Here is a 20,027-nt window from a genome sequence, read left to right on the forward strand (position 1 = left end):
TCCGAAGGCAGCGTAACCATGTCAAGAAGATCATCGGTAAGCCGTATGCGGGAAAACCGCACGTACGGAATTGAAAGGGGGATGGGGAACCGGGCCTTCACGGCACCGCGCCCCTGACTACCAATGGCCACCGACGATCTGATGACCAGGGCGCTCGAAGCGCTTGGGGATGACGGTCCGCTGTCGGTCGAGGCGATCCACCGTCTCGCCGACCTGGCCGACCTGCCCGCGACGATGACGATCGCCGAGGTCGCCGGCCTTCTCGACATCTCGCCTCACACGCTGCGCTACTACGAGCGAAGCGGGCTGGTCGAGGTGGCCCGCGACGGTAGCGGTCATCGCGTCTACGACGCCGGAGCGGTTCGGCGGCTGGTGTTCCTCACCCGGATGCGGTTGTCCGGCATGCCGATGCGTGACCTGCGGCACTACATCTCGCTCGTCGACGCCGGCGAGCACACGGTGCCCGAGCGGCTTGATGCCCTGGTCGAACATCGCGACATCATCCGGCGCCGGATCCGCGAGCTGACCCTTTCCCTCACGGCGGTCGAATTCAAGATCGCCACGTACGGGGGGTCGACCGGGCCGGACGTGCAGGCCCCCGGCACCACCACCGGTACCGAACCCATGGCGCCACCGGGCGAGCCTCCGCGGCCGGCACACCTGGACGGGTGAGGACCGCTAATTCCAGGCACCAGGCACCTGGTAGGGCACCTTGCCCTCGAGTTGCTTCTGGTCGAGCACCTCGCCCTTCAGGGGCAGCGCGACGGTGACCCGTCGTCCCCAGGCGGAGTAACGGGTGTCCGACTCGACGCGGAGCACGGAACCCTTCCAGTGGCGCAGGGCTCCCTTGGCCGTAACCCGTTCCACCAGTCCCGCCCTGCTCAGGCGGAGGGCGTACGAGATGGTGCTGACGGGCTTGCTGATGGAGTATCCGCTGAAGCGAGAGGCGAAGGAACGGGATACCTCCACCAGCCTGTCGGCCTTGATCGTGCCCTTCACCACCCCGCCCCGCCACGACGTACGGTGAGTCAGCAGCGCCTTGAGCGTGGCGGGCTCCAGAACCTCCAGCAGCGGGTTACTGGCGGGCAGATCAGTGAACGAGTAGCGCACCCATCTAATGCCCTGCGGCAGCACGCCGGCGAATCGAGGGCCTGCGAGGTAGTCGTCGTAGCCTGACGAGATCACCCGCAGGGGTGTCTCGTCCAGGGCGGCTTCCTCCGCCACGTCGGACTTTTTCAGGAGGCTCCTCGCCGTCTTGCCATATTTCAGGCTTTGGGACGTGTCGGAGGCGATTTCGCCTCGCGGCCCGAACGCGAGCAGGCCGTCCAGTTTCAGGGTGTAGTACCAGCCGCGACCGTGATCCATCTTTACGGTGGAGACGACGTTCACGCCTTTACCCGGGCTCAAGGCGGATCGCAGCACTTTTACGGGGTCGCTTACGGCCGCCGCCTGCACGGGGGTGGCGACGAGTTGTGCCAGGCCCGCGATCAGCATCACACTCACGACGGTCCGCTTCATCACGATCCCTAAGAAAATGGACGGAGGGACGCAATAATCTTGTGGATACGAGATCCACTGTCAAGCCGATTCGACTGAGTGACCAAGCCGGACAGGAGCCAGCGGTGCGGACGCGACGAGGTGCCCGGGTGGTGCTGCTGGATCAGGACGATCGGATTCTGATGATCCGGCACAGGGACGACGGCGCCATCGTCGTTCCCGGGTTTCCGGTCCGGGAGTTGTTCTGGGTGCCCCCGGGTGGCGGACTGAAGGACGACGAGGACTTCGTTCGGGCCGCTCGCCGGGAACTGCTGGAGGAGACCGGGCTGACGGAGGTCGAGTGGGGGCCGTGTCTGTGGACGCTCGATGCGGACGTGCGGTGGAGAGGCGAACCCGTGCACATGCACGAGCGGTACTTCCTCGCGCGGGCACGCGGCGCGCAGGCCACCACCCGCGCCTATCTGGAACCGGACGAACAGCAGGCGATCGTCGACCACCGATGGTGGTCCCTGGCTGAGCTTGTCGCAGCCCAGACCACGGAGACTCTGCGGCCTGTGGGACTTCCGGAGTTGCTGGCCGAGGTGCTGGCCGTAGGGGGACGTCCGTCAGGCGGGCCGCGTGCCCTGCGGACGTAGGAATCCGGCGGCCGGATCAGGGGGCGGGCGTGGCGTTGTGGCGCTGGTAGTGGCGTGCCGCCCGCGCCCGGTTGCCGCATGACGGCTTGCACCACTCCTGCCGCCCGTGGCTCTTGACGAAATAGCGTACGCAGCGCGGCGCGTTGCAGGCCCGCAACTGTTCGCGTTGCGGGCCGCTCAGGAAGTCGATGGCGGCTCGGGCCAGGGCGGCGATCAGCCGGACGTTCGGGTCGGATTCATCCGACAACACGCCCACCCGAGGTGGTGAGTCCGCGGACCAGTCGAGTTGCGGGGCGATGGCTTCGCGGGCGGCCGCCGCGTTGAGGTGGGCCAGCGCCTGCTCGACCGGCATCAGCCGGTGGGCGTCGGCCCGGCTCGGCGGCGCGGGGCTGACCGCCTGCGCGAAGAGCGCCCGCACGGCCCGGCGCAGCTCGACGATCTCGCTGCCGAGCGTCTCGTCCACCGTGAGCGCCGCGACGTCGACGTGGCCGGCCAGCAGCTCGGCCTGCTGGTGGATCCAGCGGGCCGTGCTCTGCGGAGTCTCCAGGTCGTCGGCGACGCCGCCGGCGCCGTCATGGCGGATCGTGCTCGCCAGTTCCAAGGCCGGCCAGCGCTCCACGCTCACCCCTCCGGGTTGTCCATCTCCTCTTCGTACCCTACCGTTCTAACGGTAAATGCAGTTTAACCATTAGAAGGGGCGCCACGATGACGTTGTTGCTGGCCCAGATCAGCGACCTGCACCTCGACGGCACCGACAGAGCGTTCCAGCGCGCCACCCGGGTCATGAGCTACCTGCGGGCACTTCCCCGCCCGGTCGACGCCGTGCTGGTCACCGGCGACATCGCCGATCACGGGGAGGAGGCCGAGTACGAGCAGGCCGCCCAGGTCCTGGCCGCCCCCTTCCCCGTGCTCACCTGCCCCGGCAACCACGACGCCCGCCCGGCCTACCGCAAGGCGATATTGCGGCAGCCGCCCGACCCCGGCCCCGTCAACGAGGTGCACCACATCGGCGGCACCGCCATCCTGATGTGCGACTCCACCATCCCCGGCCGCAACGAGGGCCGCCTCGCCCCCGAAACCCTCGCCTGGATGGACGCCACCCTCGACGGCCTCGCCCCTGACACGCCCGCGCTGATCGCCTTCCACCAGCCGCCCGTCGCCCTCCACCACCCGTTGCCCGACTCCCAGCGGCTGGAGGGCACCGGCGACCTGGCCGCGCTGCTCGAGGCCCACCCGCAGGTCGTGGCCGTGCTCACCGGCCACGCTCACACGCCGGCCGCGTCCACCTTCGCGGGCCGCCCCCTGATCGTCGCACCGGCCACCACCTGGACCCTGCGCCTGCCGTGGGAGGGCGACCAGCCCGCCGACCGCGAACAACCGCCCGGCCTGGCCTTTCACATCCTGGACGGCGACCGCCGCCTGACCACCCATTACCGAGTGGTGCTCCAGGCGTGATCCACCCGTACGCGGTCGCCGCGTTCCTCCTGGCGATCCTGCCCATCATCGCCACGCCGGGCGCGAGCCTGACCCTGCTGATCCAGCACGTCACAGCCGGCGGCCGCCGCCAGGCTCCGCCCGTCATCCTCGGTACGGTCAGCGGCCTGTACGCCCACGCGACCCTGGCCGTCGCCGGTCTGTCGGCGCTGGTCATGCACTCCAGCCAGGCCTTCACCGCCGTCAAACTCCTCGGCGCGGCCTACCTCGTCTGCCTGGGCCTGTGGACCTGGCGCTCCACGACCCGGCCTCCGCCTCCCGCGCTGACGGACCAGCCGGGAAGGCGGAAGGGCTCCGTCTACACCCAGGCCCTGCTCGCGAACGTGCTCAACCCCAAGGCGGCCTCGATCTACCTGACCCTGGTCCCGCAGTTCATCCAGCCCGGCCACGATCTCGGCGGGCAGATCCTCACCTTGGCCACCGCCCACGCCCTGCTGATTTCGGTGTGGTTGCTGACCTGGACGGCCCTCCTCCATCGGGGGGCGCACTTCTTGCACGGGGCTCGCTTCAAGCGTGCGGTCGGCAAGGTGACGGCGGTGGTGCTCGTCGTCCTCGGCCTCCGTGCCGCCACGACGTAGGCGGTGTCGCGGCTGCGTGGCGACCGTGCAGGGGGCTCCTGGAGGATGCGGACGGCTAACCGCCCCGCAAGCAGGGACGCGTACGGCCTGCGGTGAGGGCGACCGCGGAGGCGGCGGCGCACAGGATCGCGGTCCACGCCAGGGTTGCGTCGGTCGAGGTATGGTCGGCGACCACGCCGGCGATCCACGGCCCGGCGGTCTGGCCTGCCGCGAACACCGTGGTGAAGGCCGCCAGCGTGGCGGTCCAGTCGGCGGACGGGACGTTGCCCTTGATGAGGGCGGTGATCGCGGCCGGGACGCCCATGAAGGTCGCTCCGTAGACGATCGCGGAGGCGAGGATGACCGGCGGCGTGGGTGCCGCAAGGGCCAGCGCGGAGCCGCCGCCCAGGAGCGCGAGCAGGGTGGACAGCGCCCGGGTGCCGGGCCATCGGGTGGTGGGACGGTTCCACAGCGCGGGCGCGGCGATGACGGCCAGGCCGAGCGCCGTCCAGGTGAGCACCACCTGCCCGAGCGGGGCGCGCTGGTCGGCGAGGTAGGCGGAAAGGAACGTGATGTAGGTGATGTATCCGGCGGCGAACAGCAGGTAGGCCAGCGCGGGTCCCCACAGCGGGCGCACGCGGGCCCGTCCGGCCGTGGCGGGTCGCGCGTCCTCGTCCGTACGCGCCGCGCTCCAACTCGCCACGGTGGCCAGCGTGGCGGCGGCGGCCAGGCCGACCCAGCCCAGGCGCCAGTGCTCTCCCAGCACCGGGACGCCCACGCCGCTGGCGACGATGCCCAGGCCCGTGCCGGCGAAGTACACGGTGATGGGCGTCCCGGAGGCCGCGCGGGCGGCGACGTGTGAGGCGATCACGCCGCCGGTGACGAACACCACCGCCCCCGCCACTCCGGCCGCGGCCCGCGCGGCGAGCAACGGCAGGTAGGCGTCGCTCGCCGCGGTGGCGGCCAGCGACACGGCCGTGAGCGTCATGCCGATGCGGAAGGAAGCGGCGGTGCCCCAGCGGCGTACGGCCGCGGCGGTCACCAGCGCGCCGAGGAGGTAGCCGAGCCCGTTGGCGGTGCTCATCGCCCCGGCCTCGGACAACGTCCAGCGCAGGTCCTCTCGCATGGCGGGCAGGAGCAGGCCGTAGGCGAAGCGCGCGAGGCCGAGCGCCGACGCGGTGCCGAGCGCCAGCAGGGCCGCCTGCCACGCCGCACCGGGCCCCGTCTTCAGCGCCGTCCGCGTCATGGGTCGCGCCTTTCGGCGGCATCGCGGTGGCGGGGCGCGGCGTTGCGGGCATGCGGGCAGGCGAACTGGACGGGCATGGCACCCCATAGATCGAACCGATCGGTACGAGCTCGATGCTAACAGCCAGAACGAACCGACCGGTACGATCCAGGCTCGACGATCGACCCGGGACTACTGTCTCTCGCCGCCTGGCGCGCAACGATAAGGAATCCCGATACATCAGGATTCGTTTCTATTCGGGCTGAAGTCACGGATAAGTCCGGCGCCACGCTCACCCAGACGATTGCCCGGCAAGGAAACGGGCTGCTCCCGCATGCGTGGCGGATGCCCATTTCTGGCCTGTGGCCTGCCTTTGTGCAGGCCACAGGGAGTTCCGTCGCCCTCTGGAGGGGGCCCAAATGTTTGAGAAGTAATTCTCCCGCCCACGCCAAGTCGCGCCGTCATATCCATGAAGTGTTTGTTAATCTCCACAACGCAAACGGTCCGTTCGCAGCTGGAGGGAAAATCTCATGGCTCGACCGCACGTCCGAACAATGGCATTTCTGGCGGTGATGGGTGCCGCGCTGCCGGTGGTGGCCCAGGTGCCGGCGCACGCCTCCGCCCTGCCGGTCTTCAGCAGTTGCCAGGACGTCCGCCGGACGAATCCGATCGCCAGGGACGGCACGTACCTGCTCATCAACAACGGAAACGTGTTCACGGCGTACTGCCACAACATGGCCACCAGGCCCAGCGAATACATCACGCTCGCGAGGAGGGGCCGGGACGTCAATTTCTCGCAGTACACCGCCGGCGGCGCCTCGCCCGGCACGGACGTCAGGACGGCCTTCACCAGGCTGCGCATCGACCCCCGCACCCTGACCGTGGACATCGGCGACCTGACCTTCGCGTCGTCCACCGGCTCGCTGCGGCACGGCTCGACGACCGTGACGAGCATGCCCTACGGCGCAGCGATGGCGTGCACGGGGCGGGCCGACGGCCGGGGCAACATCGACCTGCGTGACACGCCGTTCCAGGTGAACGACACCTTCGTCACGGCCGGCAACGGCTCCAGCGGGTCGGCGAGCGTGAGCGCGCGCAACCAGGTGGTCGGCCTGCAGGGCGGCGGCTACTGCGGCTGGATCACGCCGGCTCCGGCGATGTACAACCCCTTCAACCCGAGCCCGGGCACGCCCCACCTCGAGCTGAGGTGTGCGCGCACCGGCATGGTCTTCTCGCGGGGCCAGTTCTGCCTACGCCTCGACAACGGCGCCCCGGTCACCACGCAGGTGCGGCGGCAGGGCGGCCAGGGCCGGGTCATCGTGCAGCACGGCGGCAAGGCGGTGGCGGTGCTGAGCCCCGACGGTCGGGTGCACTCCCTGCGCTGAGACGCCCCGATCGGCAGGCCCGGTTCCCCGGCGGGGAGCCGGGCCTTCTGCCGTACGCGGCGCTGGGCGCGGTGAACGCCGCCCCCATCCTGCTGAAACTGTGACCCGCGCCTCGTGAGATAATGAGGGGGTACGAAGCCCTCTCCGCCGCGGACCGCGTCCAGGCGAGAGGGTTTTTTCGTGCCCGCGGTGACGCCTTCCCGCGGGCGCTCTTCCTGATCAAGGAGTGATCCTCATGGATCTCGGTCTGACGTGCCCGCGTTTCACCTGGCCCGGTGGCGACGCCGCCATCGCCGCCCGATTCGCCGCCGCGGCCCGCGGCGCCGACCAGGCGGGGTTGCGCAGCTTCTGGGTGATGGACCACCTCTTCCAGATCCCCAACTTCGGGGCCGTGGAGGATCCGATGCTGGAGGCGTACGGCGCGCTGTCCTACGCCGCCGCCCTCACCGGCCGGGTGAGCCTGGGCACGCTCGTGACCGGCGCCGTCCACCGCGAGCCCGGCCTGCTGGTGAAGCAGGTCAGCACCCTCGACGCGCTCTCCGGCGGACGGGCGGTCCTCGGCATCGGCGCCGGCTGGTACGAGCCCGAGGCCCGCGGGCTCGGCCTGCGTTTCCCGCCCCTGGCGGAGCGGTTCGAGCGGCTGGAGGAGACGCTCCAGATCGCCCGGCAGATGTGGAGCGACACCGACGAACCGTACGAGGGCCGCCACTACCGGCTGGAACGCACGCTCAACGCCCCCCAGGCGAACCCGCCCGTCCTCATCGGCGGCAGCGGGGAGAAGAAGACCCTCCGGCTCGTCGCCGAATACGCCGACATGTGCAACTTCCTGTACGGCGCGGACGTCACGCACAAGCTCGGCGTGTTGCGCGCCCACTGCGAGCGGGTGGGACGACCCTACGAGGAGATCGAGAAGACCCTCCACATGCGCGTCCCCGACGGCCAGAGCGTCGAGGAGAGCGTCCAGCGCTGCGGCGAGCTCGCCGGGCAGGGCATCGACCACGTCATCGTGGCCGTGCCGGACGCGGCCGACGACCGGTGGCTGGCGCACCTGGCCGAGCTGGCCGTACGGATCGCCGGGATCACTCCGCCCGGACGCTGAGCGCCGGGGCGGCCGAGACGTCCCACGGCCGCCCCTCCGGTATCGTCCGCGTCCGCAGGAGAGGTCATAAGCGAGTGCGGAGGCCGTGTCCTGCGCCCGGGTCAGCAGCGGGGCGCCACCGCGTCGATACGGCCGCCGAAGTCGTTGTCGTAGACCCTGCGGTAGTCGCCGTTCCTGACGATGCGCGTCTCCTTCCTGGTGGGCACGTGGATCCAGTTGATGAAGCAGCCGGCGGCGTGGGCCCGGAACGACCCCACGTTGTCGTGCAGCGCCGGCGGCACGTCGACGTAGCCGTTGCCCGGGTTCCAGCACCAGGACGCGCCCGTGTAGTTTCTGCCGCTCCACAGGCAGATGTCACCCGCCCTGGACGATCCCGGAGCCGCCGCGGCCGGGACGGCGCCCGCCACCAGGACGAGGCCGATGGTGGCGGTGAGGGTGGCGATCCGCGTGCGAGTGGTCTTCATGCAGTTCTCCTCGTGTCGGTGCTGCCGCGGGCTGCTGCCCGGCGGTTCCGTCACATTCTGTAGCAGCGTCACTACGTTTCGCGTCCGCCTGGTGGATACAAGATCCGGGACCTGGGGCGGGGGAGAACTGACGTACTCGTGACAGCGGTCGCTCAGGGGGGCGTGAGGTCGCCGGTGAGGTGATGCTGCACGACCGGGGCCACGTACGCGACCGCGGCCGGCCGGTCCAGGGCGGCCAGCGGCTCGACGCGCAGGACGTAGCGGGCGGTCGCGACGCCGAACAGGTAGGCGCCGGTGAGGGTGGCGCGGAGCTCGGCCTGGTCGGCCCCGATGGCGCGCGCCAGAGGCAACATCACCGCGTCCGTCATGAACGCCGTCACCATCGCCGAGGCGCTGGGAGCCGCGGCGGCGGCCCTGATCACGGCGAGCATCCGGGGGCCGGTGTGCGGGTCCTCCCACAACTCCAGGTAGCGGGCGGCGAGCCGGGCGCCGAGGTCGGACGGGTCACCCTCGCCGGCGAGCGAGACCAGCGAGCCGACGGGCGGGTCGTCGCGGAGCGCGGCGTCGAAGAGACCGTCCTTGCTGCCGAAGAACTGCAGGACCAGCGCCGGATCGACGCCCGCGGCGCGGGCGACGCCCCTGATCGTGGTGAGGACGTAGCCGTGTTCGGCGAAGCTCTGCTGCGCGGCGGCCAGGATGTCGACCCGTGTCCGTGTCGCGCCCGGCCGGCGTCCTCCTGGCTTTGCGGTCACTCGTTCAAGCATAGTCATCGATGTTGAATTTCCCGGACACTCCTACTAACTTGGCCTCAACACTGTTGATATACGGAGGCATGACCATGGAGTACCTGCTCGTCCGCCAGCGGTTCACCGACTACGACCAGTGGCGCGCGGCGTTCGACAGCCTGGCTGAGACCCGGGCGGCGGCCGGCATGCGTACGGCGCTCGTCAGCGTCAACGCCGACCAGCCCGACGAGGCCGTCGTGCTGTTCGAGTGCCAGGACGCGCAGGCCATGCAGCAGCACTACGCGTCGGAGGCGCTCCAGGAGGCGCACCGGCGGGCCGGCGTGGTGCCCGGAAGCAACCACGCCACGGTGCTGCTGAGCCGCTGACCCCGACCGCCGGCTCCCGTACGGTTCCGTCCATGACAGAGCGACGCGCGATTCTCAGCGGCTCCACCTTCGAGGAGCAGATCGGGTACGCCCGCGCCATGGTGGACGCGCGGCGGGACGGCGCCGCATGAGCGTCTCGCCGCGCTGGAGAGAGCTGCACCGCGACCGCGTCGACGAGGCGGTGCGCAGGTTGTCGGCGATCCCCGGCGTGCACGGCCTGATCGTCGGCGGCAGCGTCGGGCGCGGCGAACCCTGGCCCATGTCCGACATCGACGTGCTCCCCCTCTACGACGGCGACCCCGAACAGACCGCGGCGCGCGTCGAACGCGAGCAGGCCGAGCTCGTGGACTGGTGGGCCGCCAGCGGCCGGGCTCAGACGCTCGACCTCGGCTGGCTGGCGTTCACCGTCGCCGAGGCGCGGGAGGCGGCGTCGGCGGACGCGGCGTGGGCGGTGGAACGACTGAGGCGTGACCGGCGCTGGTTCCACGGGATGGACAAGGCCTACCGCGGGCGTCCCGCCGACCCCGGCGACCTGCTCACGGGCCGTTTCGTGGCCTGGCTGACGGAGATGCGCTTCCATCCCGCCGTGGTCGGGGCCAGGATCGGCTGGTGGTCGCGGAGCGCGGCCGACGCCCGCGATCGGGCCCGTCGTGAACGCGCGGCGCGGCGCCTGGACGCGGCCACGTACGAGCTGCGCGAGGCGGCGCGGGCCCTTCGCCTGGCCGTGCTGGAGCGGTGGGGCGAGCGGCTGGGCTCCATGGGCAGGGAATGGACCAGGTTCGAGCGGATGGCGGCCGCTCGTGGGGAGGAGGCCCTGGCCGAGCGCATCGCCCGCCTGGCCGGTGCGCATGCCGGCGACGCGGCCAAGCGTGAACGGCTGGCGCCGCCGTGGTTGCGTGAGCGGATCGACCTCTGCTGGGAGGCCCGCCAGGCCGTGGGGGAGGAGGTCACGTACGAGCAGAACGCCCGCGACCAGCTGGCCGCGTTCGACGTGCACGTCGCCCGCCACCGCCCGGATCTGGCCGGCCCCTGGACGGGTAGCCCGGACCCCGCCCTCGACGAGCAGCTCCGCCGGCTCGACGTCCTGCTCGCCGAGCATTCCTGAGCGCCGATCCTCAAATATCTAAGTGCTGTTACATTTATCCAAGCACTGTTATATGTGAGAGGAACCGCCTTGAATCCCCCCATCGAGCCGTACGAACACGGCATGCTCGACGTCGGTGACGGCAACCTCGTCTACTGGGAGGTCTGCGGCAACCCTGAGGGCAAACCCGCTCTCGTCGTGCACGGCGGGCCGGGCTCGGGCTGCTCGACCAACGTGCGCCGCACCTTCGACCCGGAGCGTTACCGGATCGTCCTGTTCGACCAGCGCAACTGCGGGCGCAGCCACCCCCATGCCGCCGACCCGGCCACCGACCTGAGCGCCAACACCACCCACCACCTGATCGCCGACATGGAGCTGCTGCGCGAGCACCTCGGTATCGACCGGTGGTTGCTGTACGGAGGTTCGTGGGGGTCGACGCTGATCCTCGCCTACGCCGAGACCCACCCCGAGCGGGTGTCGGAGATCGTCATCCCCGCCGTCACGACCACGCGCCGCTACGAGATCGACTGGCTCTACCGGGGCGTCGGGCGGTTCTTCCCCGAGGCGCTGGAGCGGTTCAGGCAAGGGGTGCCCGAGGCCGACCGTGACGGCGACACGTTCGCGCTGCTGGCGGCGTACGCGCGGCTGCTGTCCGACCCCGATCCCAAGGTGCGGGAGAAGGCCGCCACCGACTGGGTCACCTGGGAGGACGCGGTGATCTCCATGGAGGTCAACGGCAAGCCGAACGCCTACAGCGACCGGCCCGCCGACGCGGTGATGGCCATGACGCGCATCTGCTCCCACTACTTCTCCAACGGCGCGTGGCTGGAGGAGGGAGCGCTGCTGCGCGACGCGCACAAGCTGGCCGGCATCCCCGGCGTGCTGATCCATGGCCGCCTCGACATGGGCGGCCCGCTGGAGACGGCCTACCAGCTCGCCCAGGCCTGGCCCGGCGCCGAACTGGTGGTGGTGGAGGACTCCGGGCACACCGGCAGCACGACGTTCAGGGACACGATCTTCGCGGCTCTCGACCGTTTCGCCGGCAAGTGAGAGCGAACCCGCGGCTCGGGATCATCGGGGGATCAGGACGGTGCCCCTGGTGACCATCGCCTCGCCGTCGGTCGGGTGAGCCGCGGGTTCGTACGGCCCGCAGGGGGAAGGGGCGCGGCCAAGCACCGGCGTCCGCATCGCCGTGCCCCCGGCCCCCGTGCTGACCTGCTGTTACGGTAGCCGCGCCCGACCGGCGCACACCACCGGTTTTATCGCCTGCGGCCGGCGTCTCGGACAGCGCGGCCGACGCCGCGCGGAGCCCGCCCGATCGTGTACGCGGCTCCCGCCACGACCAGCGCGGCAAGCACCAGCGCGGCGCTCACCCACAGCGGGGAGCGGAAGCCGAGCCCGGCCCCGATGGCGAGCCCGCCGAGCCAGGGCCCGGCCGTGGCGCCGACGTTGAGCGCCGCCGTGGCGAAGCCGCCGCCCAGGGTGGGCGCGTCCGCCGCCGCGTAGAGCGCCTGCGAGATCAGCGTGGACCCGACGGCGAACGACAGCGTCCCCTGCACGAAGACGAGCACGATCGCCGGCGCCGGCTCCCCGGCCGTCATCGCGAACGCCGCCCATCCGGCGGCCAGCGCCACCCCGCCGCCCACCAGCAGCCCGACGGGACGTACGTCGGCGAGCCGCCCGCTGATCGTCACCCCGGCGAACGAGCCCAGCCCGAACAGGGCCAGCATCGCCGGCATCCAGCCCGACCCGAGCCCGGTGGTCCCGGTGAGCAGCGGGGCGAGGTAGGTGAACGTGCAGAAGGTGGCGCCGTTCACCAACGCGCCCAGGAGCAGCAGCACCAGCAGGCGCGGGCTGCGCAGCGCTCGCGACTCGCCCCGAGCCGTGGGCCCGTCGAGGTCGGCGGGGGCGGCGGGGACTGATCGTACGACCGCGACGATGGCGGGGAGCAGGGCGGCGGCCACCGCCCAGAACGCCGAGCGCCACCCCCACACCTCGCCCAGCAGGGCACCCCCGGGCACGCCCGCGACGCAGGCGAGCGTGATGCCGCCGAGCAGGACGGAGGTGGCGCGGCCCTTGGCGTCCGGAGGGGCGAGGCCGATCGCGGTCGCCATGGCCACGGCCAGGAAACCGGCGTTGGCCAGCGCCGCCACGACCCGGCTGACCAGCAGGACCTCGTAGCCGGGCGTGACCGCGCCGGCCACGTGGGCCAGCAGGAACGTGAGCAGGAAGGCCAGCAGCGCGCGCCGCCGGGGCCAGCGCAGGCTCAGCACCCCCATCAGCGGCGCGCCGACCACCATCCCCACGGCGAAGGCCGACGTCAGCAGTCCCGCTGCGGGGACGGATACGTGCAGATCTCGCGCGATGCCCGGCACCAGACCGGACAGCATGAACTCGGACGTGCCCTGGGCGAAGACCGCCAGCGCGAGCAGGTAAACGGCGAATGGCATGAGAAGAACTCCGCGACCACGATCGGGCAGGCCGGACGTCGGCCCGCCGATGAAGGGGAACCTGAGTGGCGGCACGCGAGAGCGGCGCACGCTCAGGTGGGAAACAGCCCGCAGCGGTGATCCGAGTGGCGAGCGGTCGCGGGACAGCGAAGGTCCCGGCCTCAGCGAGGCCGGGAGAGGCGACAGCGCGAATCAGCCACCGGACGACCGGTGGCTAGCGTCTTGACGCCTCGGGGCTGGACATACGCGGCAACCTAGCAACCCGGCGGGCGGCCCGTCCAACCCTTTCCTGGCCTCATGCCCTTCCCGGTGCCGACGATCATCGGCCTCACCGGTCTCTGCCAGGGAAGAAGTCCGCGCTCTGGACGTACTCCATCGCTTTCGTGAACTCCGGATCGCCCAGGCGGCGCCCCATCTCCTCCTCCGAGACGTCCTCGACGTGGGTCTGGATCCAGTAGAGATTGCCGAACGGGTCACGCACCCGCCCCACCCGGTCGCCGAAGAACAGGTGGGTGACCTCGGTGACCGACGTCCCACCCGCCTCGACGGCCCGGCGGTGGACGGCGTCGGCGTCGGGGACGTACAGGCGCAGGAAGGCCGGGGTGGGCGGCCAGTCGGGCCGGGCGTCGAACATCATCACCACCGCGTCGCCGACGCGGACCTCCGCGTGCCCGATGCGCCCTTCGGCGTCGGTCATGCGGCCCAATTCGACGGCGTCGAAAGCGGTCTTCAGCCAGTCGATCAGGCCGGCCGTGTCGTGGCCGATGATCCACGGCGTGACACTGGTGTAGCCCTCGGGGGTCGTGCTGACGGTCATGTCTCCTCCTGGCTCGCGTAGGTGCTGACCACGCTAAACGTCCAGTAGGTCAAGACTTGTCCTACATGTCCGGCATGCTGAAGTTCATGACCGGCTCCCGCCTCCTGACCCTGCTGTCCCTGCTCCAGACCCCACGCGAGTGGCCGGGCGGCGAGCTGGCCGAGCGGCTCGGGGTCAGCCGCCGCACGGTCCGGCGCGACGTCGAACGCCTGCGCGCCCTCGGCTACCCGGTCGAGGCCAGCATGGGCGCCGACGGCGGATACCGGCTGGTCGCGGGCACGGCGATGCCGCCCCTGCTGCTGGACGACGAGGAGGCGGTGGCCATCACCGTCGGCCTGTCCACCGCCGCCCGGCATCCGGTGCAGGGCATCGAGGAGGCGTCGGTACGCGCCCTGGCCAAGCTCGAACAGGTGCTGCCGGCCCGCCTGCGCCATCGCGTCGGCGCGCTCGGCGCGGCCACCGTCCCGATGCCCGTGCCCGGCGCGCCCGAGGTCGATCCGGAGCTGCTCGCCGCCCTGTCGATGGCCGTGACGGGGAAGGAACGCGTGCGCTTCGCGTACCGGACCAACGACGGCAGGACGGGCGGGCGGCTGGTCGACCCGCATCGGCTGGTCGCGGCCGGGCGGCGATGGTACCTGCTCGGGCACGACCACGACCGCGACGACTGGCGGATCTTCCGCATCGACCGCATCGCCGATCTGCTGCGGACGGGCGCCAGGATCACGCCGCGCGAGCCGCCGGCCGACGCCGCCGCCTACGTGGCGGACCGGCTCTACTCCACCGCCACCACGTACGAGGCCGTCGTCACACTGCACGGCCCGAGCACGGAGGTCGTCAGGGCGCTCGGCGAGGTCGTCGGAGAAGACGAGCGGACCTGCCGGCTGCGCATGCACGCCGACACCCTGGACTGGCTCGCCTTCCGGCTGCTCTCGCTGGGCTGCGAGTTCGAGGTGCACGAACCGGCCGAACTGGCCGCGCACCTGCGGGAACTGGCCGCCCGCCTCACCCGGGCCGCCGGCTAGACCGCGCGGGCTGATCCGGCCAGGAACTCCAGCACCAGCGGGCTCGCGACCTCGCGGAACTCCTCGAAGTACGCGTGCCGTGCCCCCTCCACCATCCGCAGCCGCGCATCCGGGATGCGGCCGGCCAGCAGCGGCGCGTTGGCCGCCGGGTTGAGCACGTCGTCGGTGCCGTGCACGATCAGCGTGGGGGCGGTGATGGAGGGCAGCGCGTCCCAGCTGTCGTGCCCGGCGCTGGCGGCCAGGTGGCGGCGCCGCGCGTACGCCGGCATGCGCGGGTCGCCGACGGTGCGATGCGGGCCGGGGTGCGTGGCCAGCCAGGCGGGTGTGTACATGAGCTCCAGCAGCGCCCGCTCGGCCGCCGCCCGGTCCGGCTGGGCCAGCGACCTGCGGACGTCGTTGCCCCGCTCGAACCCGTGGGCGCCGCCCGGCGAGCTGCACCCGAGCACCAGCGCCCCGACCCGCTCCGGATGGTCGGCCGCCAGCCACTGGGCCACCCGCCCGCCCATCGATGTGCCGTAGAGGTGCGCCCGTTCCACGTCCAGCTCGTCGAGCACGGCCAGCACGTCGGAGGCGAACCCGCGGGTCGTGTACGGCTCGTCGGGCTTGTCGCTGTGGCCGGTGCCCCGGTAGTCGAAGGTGATCGTGGTGTACGACGACTCGAAGTCGGCCCGCACCGGGTCCCACCAGCGGTGGTCGTTGGCCTGGCCCTGCAGCAGCACGAGGGGCGGCCCGGCGCCGCGGACCTGGTAGGACAGCTTGACGCCGGTGGCGTTCGCGTATGGCACGCCTTCGATGGTGCCCTACGCGCGCGGCCTGTGGGATGCCGCTGGGCGCAGGAGTAGCGGGGGCAGCGGGCCGCGAAGAGCCGCCGGTCACTTCGACGATGCCGGTTGACGGGGTCACGAGCCCGGCAGCTCCCGAGCACGCCGCCGCCCGCTCCTGACCGCGGCGGAAATCGACCAGGCCGATCGGGGAATGTCCGGCCGCCTGGCGGGGTTATATGACGCGTGGCCGGTGTGATCAGTGTCCCCGGGCCTCACCTATTGCCTTCGCGGACTACCGTTCGGCTGGAGCCGCGTTGTGCCTTTCGCCGAGAGGCGACCTGCACACCGGTGCGCACTCGTGGGGCGCCCGCCCTCTCCGGAGGGCGGGCGCTTCGCGCGTTTCAGGCCCTCCCGTAGTAGGGGTCGGTGACGCCGCCCGGGGAGGCCAGCGCCTCGGTGTCGAGCCGGGTCAGCTTGGCGCCCGCCAGGTAGGCGCTGTCGAGGAACTCCAGCACCGCCGCCACCGGCTCTTCCATGCCCCGCACGTCGTCGTAGCGGAGCACGGCCAGGTGGCTGCCCCTGGCCGGCAGCCATTCGGCCTGCGCGGGCCGCAGCGGCTCGCGCTCCAGCCCTTCGGGTTCGGGCGCGGTGTAGGAGTAGAACGCCGGCCATGGACGTTCTTTGTCGCCGAACCAGAAGCCCGAGCTGATGACCTCCCAGCTGTAGGCCTCGCGGGTCACCGGGTCGGCGTCGGGCGAGACCCGGACCACGCGCCCGGTGAACCGGGTGACGGCGATGTCGAACGTGTGCCAGAAGTGGTGCACCGGGCTCGTCTTGCCGGCGAAGCCGGCGGCGAACCGGTCGAGGAGCTGCACCACCTGCGACAGGATCCGCCAGTAGCGGTTGATCAGCACGGGGTCGTAGCGGGCGTGCAGGCTGTCCTCGGGGAACGGCGTGTCGTCCCCCATGTCGAACGGCACCGCCCAGATCTCGGGCCGGATGCCCAGCCCGGCCAGAGCCTCGAACAGCCGGTCGTGGAACGACGCCACGGACCGTCCGATCAGGCCGAACTCCGCGCTGCGCCCGTCGAGCACGTCGATCACCAGGCGGTGGCGTACGAGGTCGAAGTCGATGCAGAACAGCGGCTGCTCGCCCAGGCCACCCATCGGCCGGGTGGTGAGCCCTCGCCCGGTCGGGTGGAAGGGCACCTGCCACCAGTGGTTGCGCCGGTTGCTCGACGCCAGCCGGATCTTGCCCACGATCTGCGCGAACCTGTGAAAGGTCTCCTTGGCCTCCGTCCACTCGGCGAGCGGCATGGCGGGAAACAGCTCCATGACGGCCCCCCTTCTGGTGGTGCTGCCCCGCCATCGTAACTACCGCGAGTGTTCGAACGGCTCTCCGGGGTCATGGGTGGAGGCCGGAGCTCACCCTGAGCTGACGTATTTCCTCGGCCGCAGCGCGTGTGCGCGCAGCGCCGCCAGCGCGGCCAGCTGGCCCTGGCGGCGCATCCGCACCGCCAGCTCGTCGCTGTAGGCCAGCTCCAGCGCCGTGAGCTGGGCGACCAGGTCGGTCACGGGCGCGGAGACGTCCTCCAGGCTCGTCGCGGGATGCCAGCCCTCACCGCCGACCACCTCCGCCACCCGCTCGCGCAGCTCGGCGGGCGACATCAGGGTGCCGTCGGCGAGCAGCATGAGCGCGGCCTCGCGGGCCGACACCTCGAACTCGTGCTCGCCCCTGGCCAGCAGCAGCTTGGTGACCGCCTTCCACATGGCCTTCGGGGACTTGAGCAGCCGCTTGCCGTAGTCGGTGATGACCAGCTTGGCGCCGTCGCGGCTGATCGCGCCCAGCTCGCGTTCGGCGAGCTCGCGCAGCCTGAGCGCCTCCGGTGACGGGGCCAGCCGCAGCGGCAGGCTGCCTTCCGAGGCGGCGGCCAGGGAGAGCAGCCGGTGCAGGGCGGGCAGGGGTTGCGGGGTGACGGGTGCGTGCAGGCGCACCTCGAACGGCTGGGCCAGCTCGCGCCTGGCCGGGCCGCGGCCCAGCACCCAGCGGTTGAGCCTCTCGCCGTGCACCCGGTTGAGCCAGCTGTCGCCGCCCAGCTCGGCCCGTGGCTCGGTGAGCCAGCGGCGGGTCAGCGCGGTGCGGTCGACGCTCGCGCGGGCGACGATGGCCAGCTCGAGCGCGGCGGAGCAGGCCAGGTGGGCGCCCAGCTCCTCCGGGCCCATGATCATGCTCCACTGGAGTTCTGGCACGTCGGGCGGGAGCACGCCCGTGGCCTCGAGCGCCTGCTGGTAGGCGCTCGCGCCGGCGTCCTCGCCCTCGCGGGCGTACGTGCGCAGGATCTTGGTCGTCGTGGGGGACGTGCACAGGTCGGCGTACCGCTCCAGCCCGCCGAGCCGCAGCAGTTGGCCGAGCGAACGTGCGAGGCGCTCGTGGTCGCCTCCGGGCTTGAGCGGCCCCACCTTGATCGGCAGGGTGTACCAGAGAAACTCGCAGACGTCGAGCTGGGTTACCGTCTCCAACGGCTCCCCACCCGTCAACCATTCGACGGCGGTCCTGGCCTCTTCGGCAAGGTCCGGCTGAGAGCGCTCCAACTCGGCGAGAAGGGCGGTGACATCCGGTGCACTCATGCCTCGAAGTTTGCCGTATCGACCCCGGACCTGACGATGTCCGAAGGCGGTGCGTATCGGGTCTTGCACTGCGACTGCCCTAAGAAACCACTATTGAGCCGACGGAAACGTGATCATATCCACTGCTTCTCGAACAGCATGCGGGCCTTCCACTCGACGTACGGGATCAGCTCACCCGACAGGACGGGGTGCAGCCACCAGAAGTTGATCAGTGCGAGCAGGGCGAAGGCGCCGACGACGGCGGCCGCGGTAGGACGGCGATAGTACCTGATTCCCGGCAGCCTCCTGCCCGCGCGCCCGATCAGCAGCCCCGCGCACAGCGTGATGGCCAGCACCATGAACGGCACCATCGGGATGGCGTAGAACAGGAACATGGTGCGGTTGCCGGCGATGGCGAAGTAGAACCACGGCAGCCAGCCCATGCCGTAGGCCAGCAGCACGGCGCCGGCCCGCCAGTCGCGGGAGGAGACGTACCACGCGATGAGGGCCACCAGCGCCGCCACCCCGCCGAACCAGATCACCGGCGTGCCCACGCCCAGCACGGCCTCCGAGCAGTCCTTGACGCCGCAGGCGTTCTGCCTGGCCTCGTAGTAGAAGGCCACGGGACGCAGCAGCAGCGGCCACTGCCACGGCTCGGACATGTAGGGGTGTGAGGTCTCCAGCCCGCTGTGGAAGGTGAAGACCTGCCATTGGTACTGGACCCACGACCGCATCGAGTCGAAGACGAAGTAGAGCGGCCCTGACGAGGTGGCCTGGTCCCAGTTGCGGCCGTAGCCGGTGGCGTTGGCGAACCAGCCCGTCCAGGTGGCCATGTACGCCACGAACGGCACCGCCGCGAACGCCAGCGCCCCCTGCGGCACGTCCTTGTTGAACGCCCCCATGTACGGGCTGCGCAGCCCCACGGCCCTGCGCGCCCCGAAGTCCCACATCAGGGACATGATCGCGAACGCCACCGCGAACGCCAGGCCCGACCACTTGACCGACATCGCGAAGGCCAGGCACACGCCGGCGGCGATCCGCCACCACCTGATGCCCAGCGACGGCCCCTGCGGCGACAGGGGCGAGCTCTCGTACCAGGCGACCAGCCGTTCCCGTGCCTGGTCGCGGTCGGTCACCAGGCAGGCGAACGCGGCCAGCACCCAGAACATCAGGAAGATGTCGAGCAGCGCCGTGCGGGAGAGCACGAAGTGCAGGCCGTCGAGGGCCAGCAGCAGCCCGGCGAAGCAGCCGAGCAGCGTCGAGCGGGTCATCCGCCGCGCCACCCTGGCCAGGACGAGGATCGACAGGGTGCCGATCAGCGCGGCGGCGAAGCGCCAGCCGAACGGGTTGAGCCCGAACAACCACTCGCCCGCGCCGATCATCCACTTGCCCAGCGGCGGGTGCACGACGTAGGAGGCGCACTTGTCCATGGTCTCGGCCGTGCACGACTGCCAGATGCCGCCGGTGTCGCCGGCGATGATGGCCTTGTCGGCGTCCTTGACCGTGACCCGCTCGACCCCCCAGGTGATCAGCGAGTAGCCGTCCTTCATGTAGTACGTCTCGTCGAACACCACGGCCTTGGGATGGCCGAGATCGAGGAAACGGAGGACCCCGCCGAACACGGTGACCAGCAGCGGGCCGAGCCACCCCCACATCACGCTTCCACGCATGGGAGGAAGCACCCGATCGCGTACGGACCGGGCGGCCTCGTGCTGGCCGTCGCCGGCCTCCGAGTCGTCAAAGGCCTGGTACGAGGAGTCGGTCACCGCCATTCGGCCATCGTACGGGCCCTCAGCGGAAAGCCATGCAGAAACACC

21 protein-coding genes are annotated in these 20,027 nt (G+C 71.1%); 10 read left to right on the forward strand and 11 right to left on the reverse strand.

Features of this window, described 5'->3' with window-relative positions:
• Positions 1 to 123 precede the first annotated feature (123 nt).
• The gene (locus ABGB01_RS21215) at positions 124 to 672 is read left to right on the forward strand and encodes a MerR family transcriptional regulator (RefSeq protein ID WP_347775281.1); all 549 of its coding nucleotides are present in this window, start codon (positions 124 to 126) and stop codon (positions 670 to 672) included.
• A gap of 6 nt (positions 673 to 678) precedes the next feature.
• On the opposite strand, the gene ABGB01_RS21220 is transcribed toward ABGB01_RS21215, so the two are convergent.
• Positions 679 to 1,518 carry a hypothetical protein gene (locus tag ABGB01_RS21220; RefSeq protein ID WP_347775282.1) on the reverse strand — a complete coding sequence of 280 codons (840 nt, stop codon included), beginning with the start codon at positions 1,516 to 1,518 and terminating at the stop codon, positions 679 to 681.
• Between the two features lie 104 nt (positions 1,519 to 1,622).
• Here ABGB01_RS21220 and ABGB01_RS21225 point away from each other — a divergent pair, with 104 nt between their 5' ends.
• Entirely contained in the window at positions 1,623 to 2,132 is a 510-nt protein-coding gene (locus ABGB01_RS21225; RefSeq protein ID WP_347775283.1) for an NUDIX domain-containing protein, read from the forward strand.
• A 16-nt stretch (positions 2,133 to 2,148) separates the two neighbouring features.
• Here the strand turns inward: ABGB01_RS21225 and ABGB01_RS21230 are convergent, their stop codons facing one another.
• Positions 2,149 to 2,751 carry a CGNR zinc finger domain-containing protein gene (locus tag ABGB01_RS21230; RefSeq protein ID WP_347775284.1) on the reverse strand — a complete coding sequence of 201 codons (603 nt, stop codon included), beginning with the start codon at positions 2,749 to 2,751 and terminating at the stop codon, positions 2,149 to 2,151.
• An 86-nt stretch (positions 2,752 to 2,837) separates the two neighbouring features.
• Between ABGB01_RS21230 and ABGB01_RS21235 the strand changes: the two genes are divergently transcribed.
• Together ABGB01_RS21235 and ABGB01_RS21240 are read left to right on the forward strand one after the other, a co-directional pair.
• On the forward strand, positions 2,838 to 3,587 hold the full coding sequence (locus tag ABGB01_RS21235) for a phosphodiesterase (protein ID WP_347775285.1): 750 nt from the start codon (positions 2,838 to 2,840) through the stop codon (positions 3,585 to 3,587).
• Positions 3,584 to 4,204: a LysE family translocator gene (locus ABGB01_RS21240; protein WP_347775286.1), complete on the forward strand. Its 621-nt coding sequence runs from the start codon at positions 3,584 to 3,586 to the stop codon at positions 4,202 to 4,204. The genes ABGB01_RS21235 and ABGB01_RS21240 overlap by 4 nt, the downstream gene beginning before the upstream one ends.
• Before the next feature lie 55 nt (positions 4,205 to 4,259).
• Here ABGB01_RS21240 and ABGB01_RS21245 read toward each other — a convergent pair whose 3' ends face one another.
• Positions 4,260 to 5,429, reverse strand: coding sequence for a YbfB/YjiJ family MFS transporter (locus ABGB01_RS21245; RefSeq protein ID WP_347775287.1), 1,170 nt, complete (start codon positions 5,427 to 5,429; stop codon positions 4,260 to 4,262).
• A gap of 533 nt (positions 5,430 to 5,962) precedes the next feature.
• Between ABGB01_RS21245 and ABGB01_RS21250 the strand changes: the two genes are divergently transcribed.
• Together ABGB01_RS21250 and ABGB01_RS21255 are read left to right on the forward strand one after the other, a co-directional pair.
• Positions 5,963 to 6,793 (forward strand): GON domain-containing protein, encoded by an 831-nt coding sequence (locus ABGB01_RS21250; protein WP_347775288.1) that lies wholly within the window; start codon positions 5,963 to 5,965, stop codon positions 6,791 to 6,793.
• Positions 6,794 to 7,028: 235 nt separating this feature from the next.
• Positions 7,029 to 7,892 (forward strand): LLM class F420-dependent oxidoreductase, encoded by an 864-nt coding sequence (locus tag ABGB01_RS21255; protein WP_347775289.1) that lies wholly within the window; start codon positions 7,029 to 7,031, stop codon positions 7,890 to 7,892.
• 101 nt (positions 7,893 to 7,993) lie between these two features.
• Here the strand turns inward: ABGB01_RS21255 and ABGB01_RS21260 are convergent, their stop codons facing one another.
• Positions 7,994 to 8,356 carry a peptidase inhibitor family I36 protein gene (locus ABGB01_RS21260; RefSeq protein ID WP_347775290.1) on the reverse strand — a complete coding sequence of 121 codons (363 nt, stop codon included), beginning with the start codon at positions 8,354 to 8,356 and terminating at the stop codon, positions 7,994 to 7,996.
• Positions 8,357 to 8,508: 152 nt separating this feature from the next.
• Entirely contained in the window at positions 8,509 to 9,108 is a 600-nt protein-coding gene (locus ABGB01_RS21265; RefSeq protein WP_347775291.1) for a TetR family transcriptional regulator, read from the reverse strand.
• Positions 9,109 to 9,188: 80 nt separating this feature from the next.
• Between ABGB01_RS21265 and ABGB01_RS21270 the strand changes: the two genes are divergently transcribed.
• The 3 genes from ABGB01_RS21270 to pip all read left to right on the forward strand — a co-directional run bounded on the left by ABGB01_RS21270 (position 9,189) and on the right by pip (position 11,601).
• Entirely contained in the window at positions 9,189 to 9,467 is a 279-nt protein-coding gene (locus tag ABGB01_RS21270; protein ID WP_347775292.1) for an antibiotic biosynthesis monooxygenase, read from the forward strand.
• 127 nt (positions 9,468 to 9,594) lie between these two features.
• On the forward strand, positions 9,595 to 10,572 hold the full coding sequence (locus ABGB01_RS21275) for a nucleotidyltransferase domain-containing protein (protein ID WP_347775293.1): 978 nt from the start codon (positions 9,595 to 9,597) through the stop codon (positions 10,570 to 10,572).
• Between the two features lie 69 nt (positions 10,573 to 10,641).
• Entirely contained in the window at positions 10,642 to 11,601 is a 960-nt protein-coding gene (pip, locus tag ABGB01_RS21280; protein ID WP_347775294.1) for a prolyl aminopeptidase, read from the forward strand.
• Between the two features lie 209 nt (positions 11,602 to 11,810).
• On the opposite strand, the gene ABGB01_RS21285 is transcribed toward pip, so the two are convergent.
• Together ABGB01_RS21285 and ABGB01_RS21290 are read right to left on the reverse strand one after the other, a co-directional pair.
• Positions 11,811 to 13,001: a Cmx/CmrA family chloramphenicol efflux MFS transporter gene (locus ABGB01_RS21285; protein ID WP_347775295.1), complete on the reverse strand. Its 1,191-nt coding sequence runs from the start codon at positions 12,999 to 13,001 to the stop codon at positions 11,811 to 11,813.
• Between the two features lie 328 nt (positions 13,002 to 13,329).
• A complete protein-coding gene (locus tag ABGB01_RS21290; RefSeq protein ID WP_347775296.1) occupies positions 13,330 to 13,818 on the reverse strand; it encodes a VOC family protein in 489 nt (162 codons plus the stop codon).
• A 74-nt stretch (positions 13,819 to 13,892) separates the two neighbouring features.
• Between ABGB01_RS21290 and ABGB01_RS21295 the strand changes: the two genes are divergently transcribed.
• A complete protein-coding gene (locus tag ABGB01_RS21295) occupies positions 13,893 to 14,840 on the forward strand; it encodes a YafY family protein (protein ID WP_347775540.1) in 948 nt (315 codons plus the stop codon).
• Here ABGB01_RS21295 and ABGB01_RS21300 read toward each other — a convergent pair.
• The 4 genes from ABGB01_RS21300 to ABGB01_RS21315 all read right to left on the reverse strand — a co-directional run bounded on the left by ABGB01_RS21300 (position 14,837) and on the right by ABGB01_RS21315 (position 19,982).
• Positions 14,837 to 15,625 carry an alpha/beta fold hydrolase gene (locus tag ABGB01_RS21300; protein ID WP_347775297.1) on the reverse strand — a complete coding sequence of 263 codons (789 nt, stop codon included), beginning with the start codon at positions 15,623 to 15,625 and terminating at the stop codon, positions 14,837 to 14,839. The genes ABGB01_RS21295 and ABGB01_RS21300 overlap by 4 nt on opposite strands.
• 380 nt (positions 15,626 to 16,005) lie before the next feature.
• A complete protein-coding gene (locus ABGB01_RS21305; RefSeq protein WP_347775298.1) occupies positions 16,006 to 16,938 on the reverse strand; it encodes a DUF5996 family protein in 933 nt (310 codons plus the stop codon).
• A gap of 90 nt (positions 16,939 to 17,028) precedes the next feature.
• The gene (locus tag ABGB01_RS21310) at positions 17,029 to 18,231 is read right to left on the reverse strand and encodes a hypothetical protein (RefSeq protein WP_347775299.1); all 1,203 of its coding nucleotides are present in this window, start codon (positions 18,229 to 18,231) and stop codon (positions 17,029 to 17,031) included.
• A gap of 113 nt (positions 18,232 to 18,344) precedes the next feature.
• On the reverse strand, positions 18,345 to 19,982 hold the full coding sequence (locus ABGB01_RS21315) for a phospholipid carrier-dependent glycosyltransferase (RefSeq protein ID WP_347775300.1): 1,638 nt from the start codon (positions 19,980 to 19,982) through the stop codon (positions 18,345 to 18,347).
• Between the last annotated feature and the right edge of the window lie 45 nt (positions 19,983 to 20,027).

Source organism: Nonomuraea sp. B5E05 (assembly GCF_039880665.1).
Lineage (GTDB): Bacteria > Actinomycetota > Actinomycetes > Streptosporangiales > Streptosporangiaceae > Nonomuraea.

Bases quoted from the DNA above. Each gene is read 5' to 3' on its own strand.
- ABGB01_RS21270 (WP_347775292.1), top strand. From the start codon at position 9,189: ATGACCATGGAGTACCTGCTCGTCCGCCAGCGGTTCACCGACTACGAC.
- ABGB01_RS21255 (WP_347775289.1), top strand. From the start codon at position 7,029: ATGGATCTCGGTCTGACGTGCCCGCGTTTCACCTGGCCCGGTGGCGAC.
- ABGB01_RS21290 (WP_347775296.1), bottom strand. From the start codon at position 13,818: ATGACCGTCAGCACGACCCCCGAGGGCTACACCAGTGTCACGCCGTGG.
- ABGB01_RS21215 (WP_347775281.1), top strand. From the start codon at position 124: ATGGCCACCGACGATCTGATGACCAGGGCGCTCGAAGCGCTTGGGGAT.
- ABGB01_RS21295 (WP_347775540.1), top strand. From the start codon at position 13,893: ATGCTGAAGTTCATGACCGGCTCCCGCCTCCTGACCCTGCTGTCCCTG.
- ABGB01_RS21235 (WP_347775285.1), top strand. From the start codon at position 2,838: ATGACGTTGTTGCTGGCCCAGATCAGCGACCTGCACCTCGACGGCACC.
- ABGB01_RS21285 (WP_347775295.1), bottom strand. From the start codon at position 13,001: ATGCCATTCGCCGTTTACCTGCTCGCGCTGGCGGTCTTCGCCCAGGGC.
- ABGB01_RS21315 (WP_347775300.1), bottom strand. From the start codon at position 19,982: ATGGCGGTGACCGACTCCTCGTACCAGGCCTTTGACGACTCGGAGGCC.
- ABGB01_RS21260 (WP_347775290.1), bottom strand. From the start codon at position 8,356: ATGAAGACCACTCGCACGCGGATCGCCACCCTCACCGCCACCATCGGC.
- ABGB01_RS21310 (WP_347775299.1), bottom strand. From the start codon at position 18,231: ATGAGTGCACCGGATGTCACCGCCCTTCTCGCCGAGTTGGAGCGCTCT.
- ABGB01_RS21305 (WP_347775298.1), bottom strand. From the start codon at position 16,938: ATGGAGCTGTTTCCCGCCATGCCGCTCGCCGAGTGGACGGAGGCCAAG.
- ABGB01_RS21245 (WP_347775287.1), bottom strand. From the start codon at position 5,429: ATGACGCGGACGGCGCTGAAGACGGGGCCCGGTGCGGCGTGGCAGGCG.
- ABGB01_RS21275 (WP_347775293.1), top strand. From the start codon at position 9,595: ATGAGCGTCTCGCCGCGCTGGAGAGAGCTGCACCGCGACCGCGTCGAC.
- ABGB01_RS21220 (WP_347775282.1), bottom strand. From the start codon at position 1,518: ATGAAGCGGACCGTCGTGAGTGTGATGCTGATCGCGGGCCTGGCACAA.
- ABGB01_RS21250 (WP_347775288.1), top strand. From the start codon at position 5,963: ATGGCATTTCTGGCGGTGATGGGTGCCGCGCTGCCGGTGGTGGCCCAG.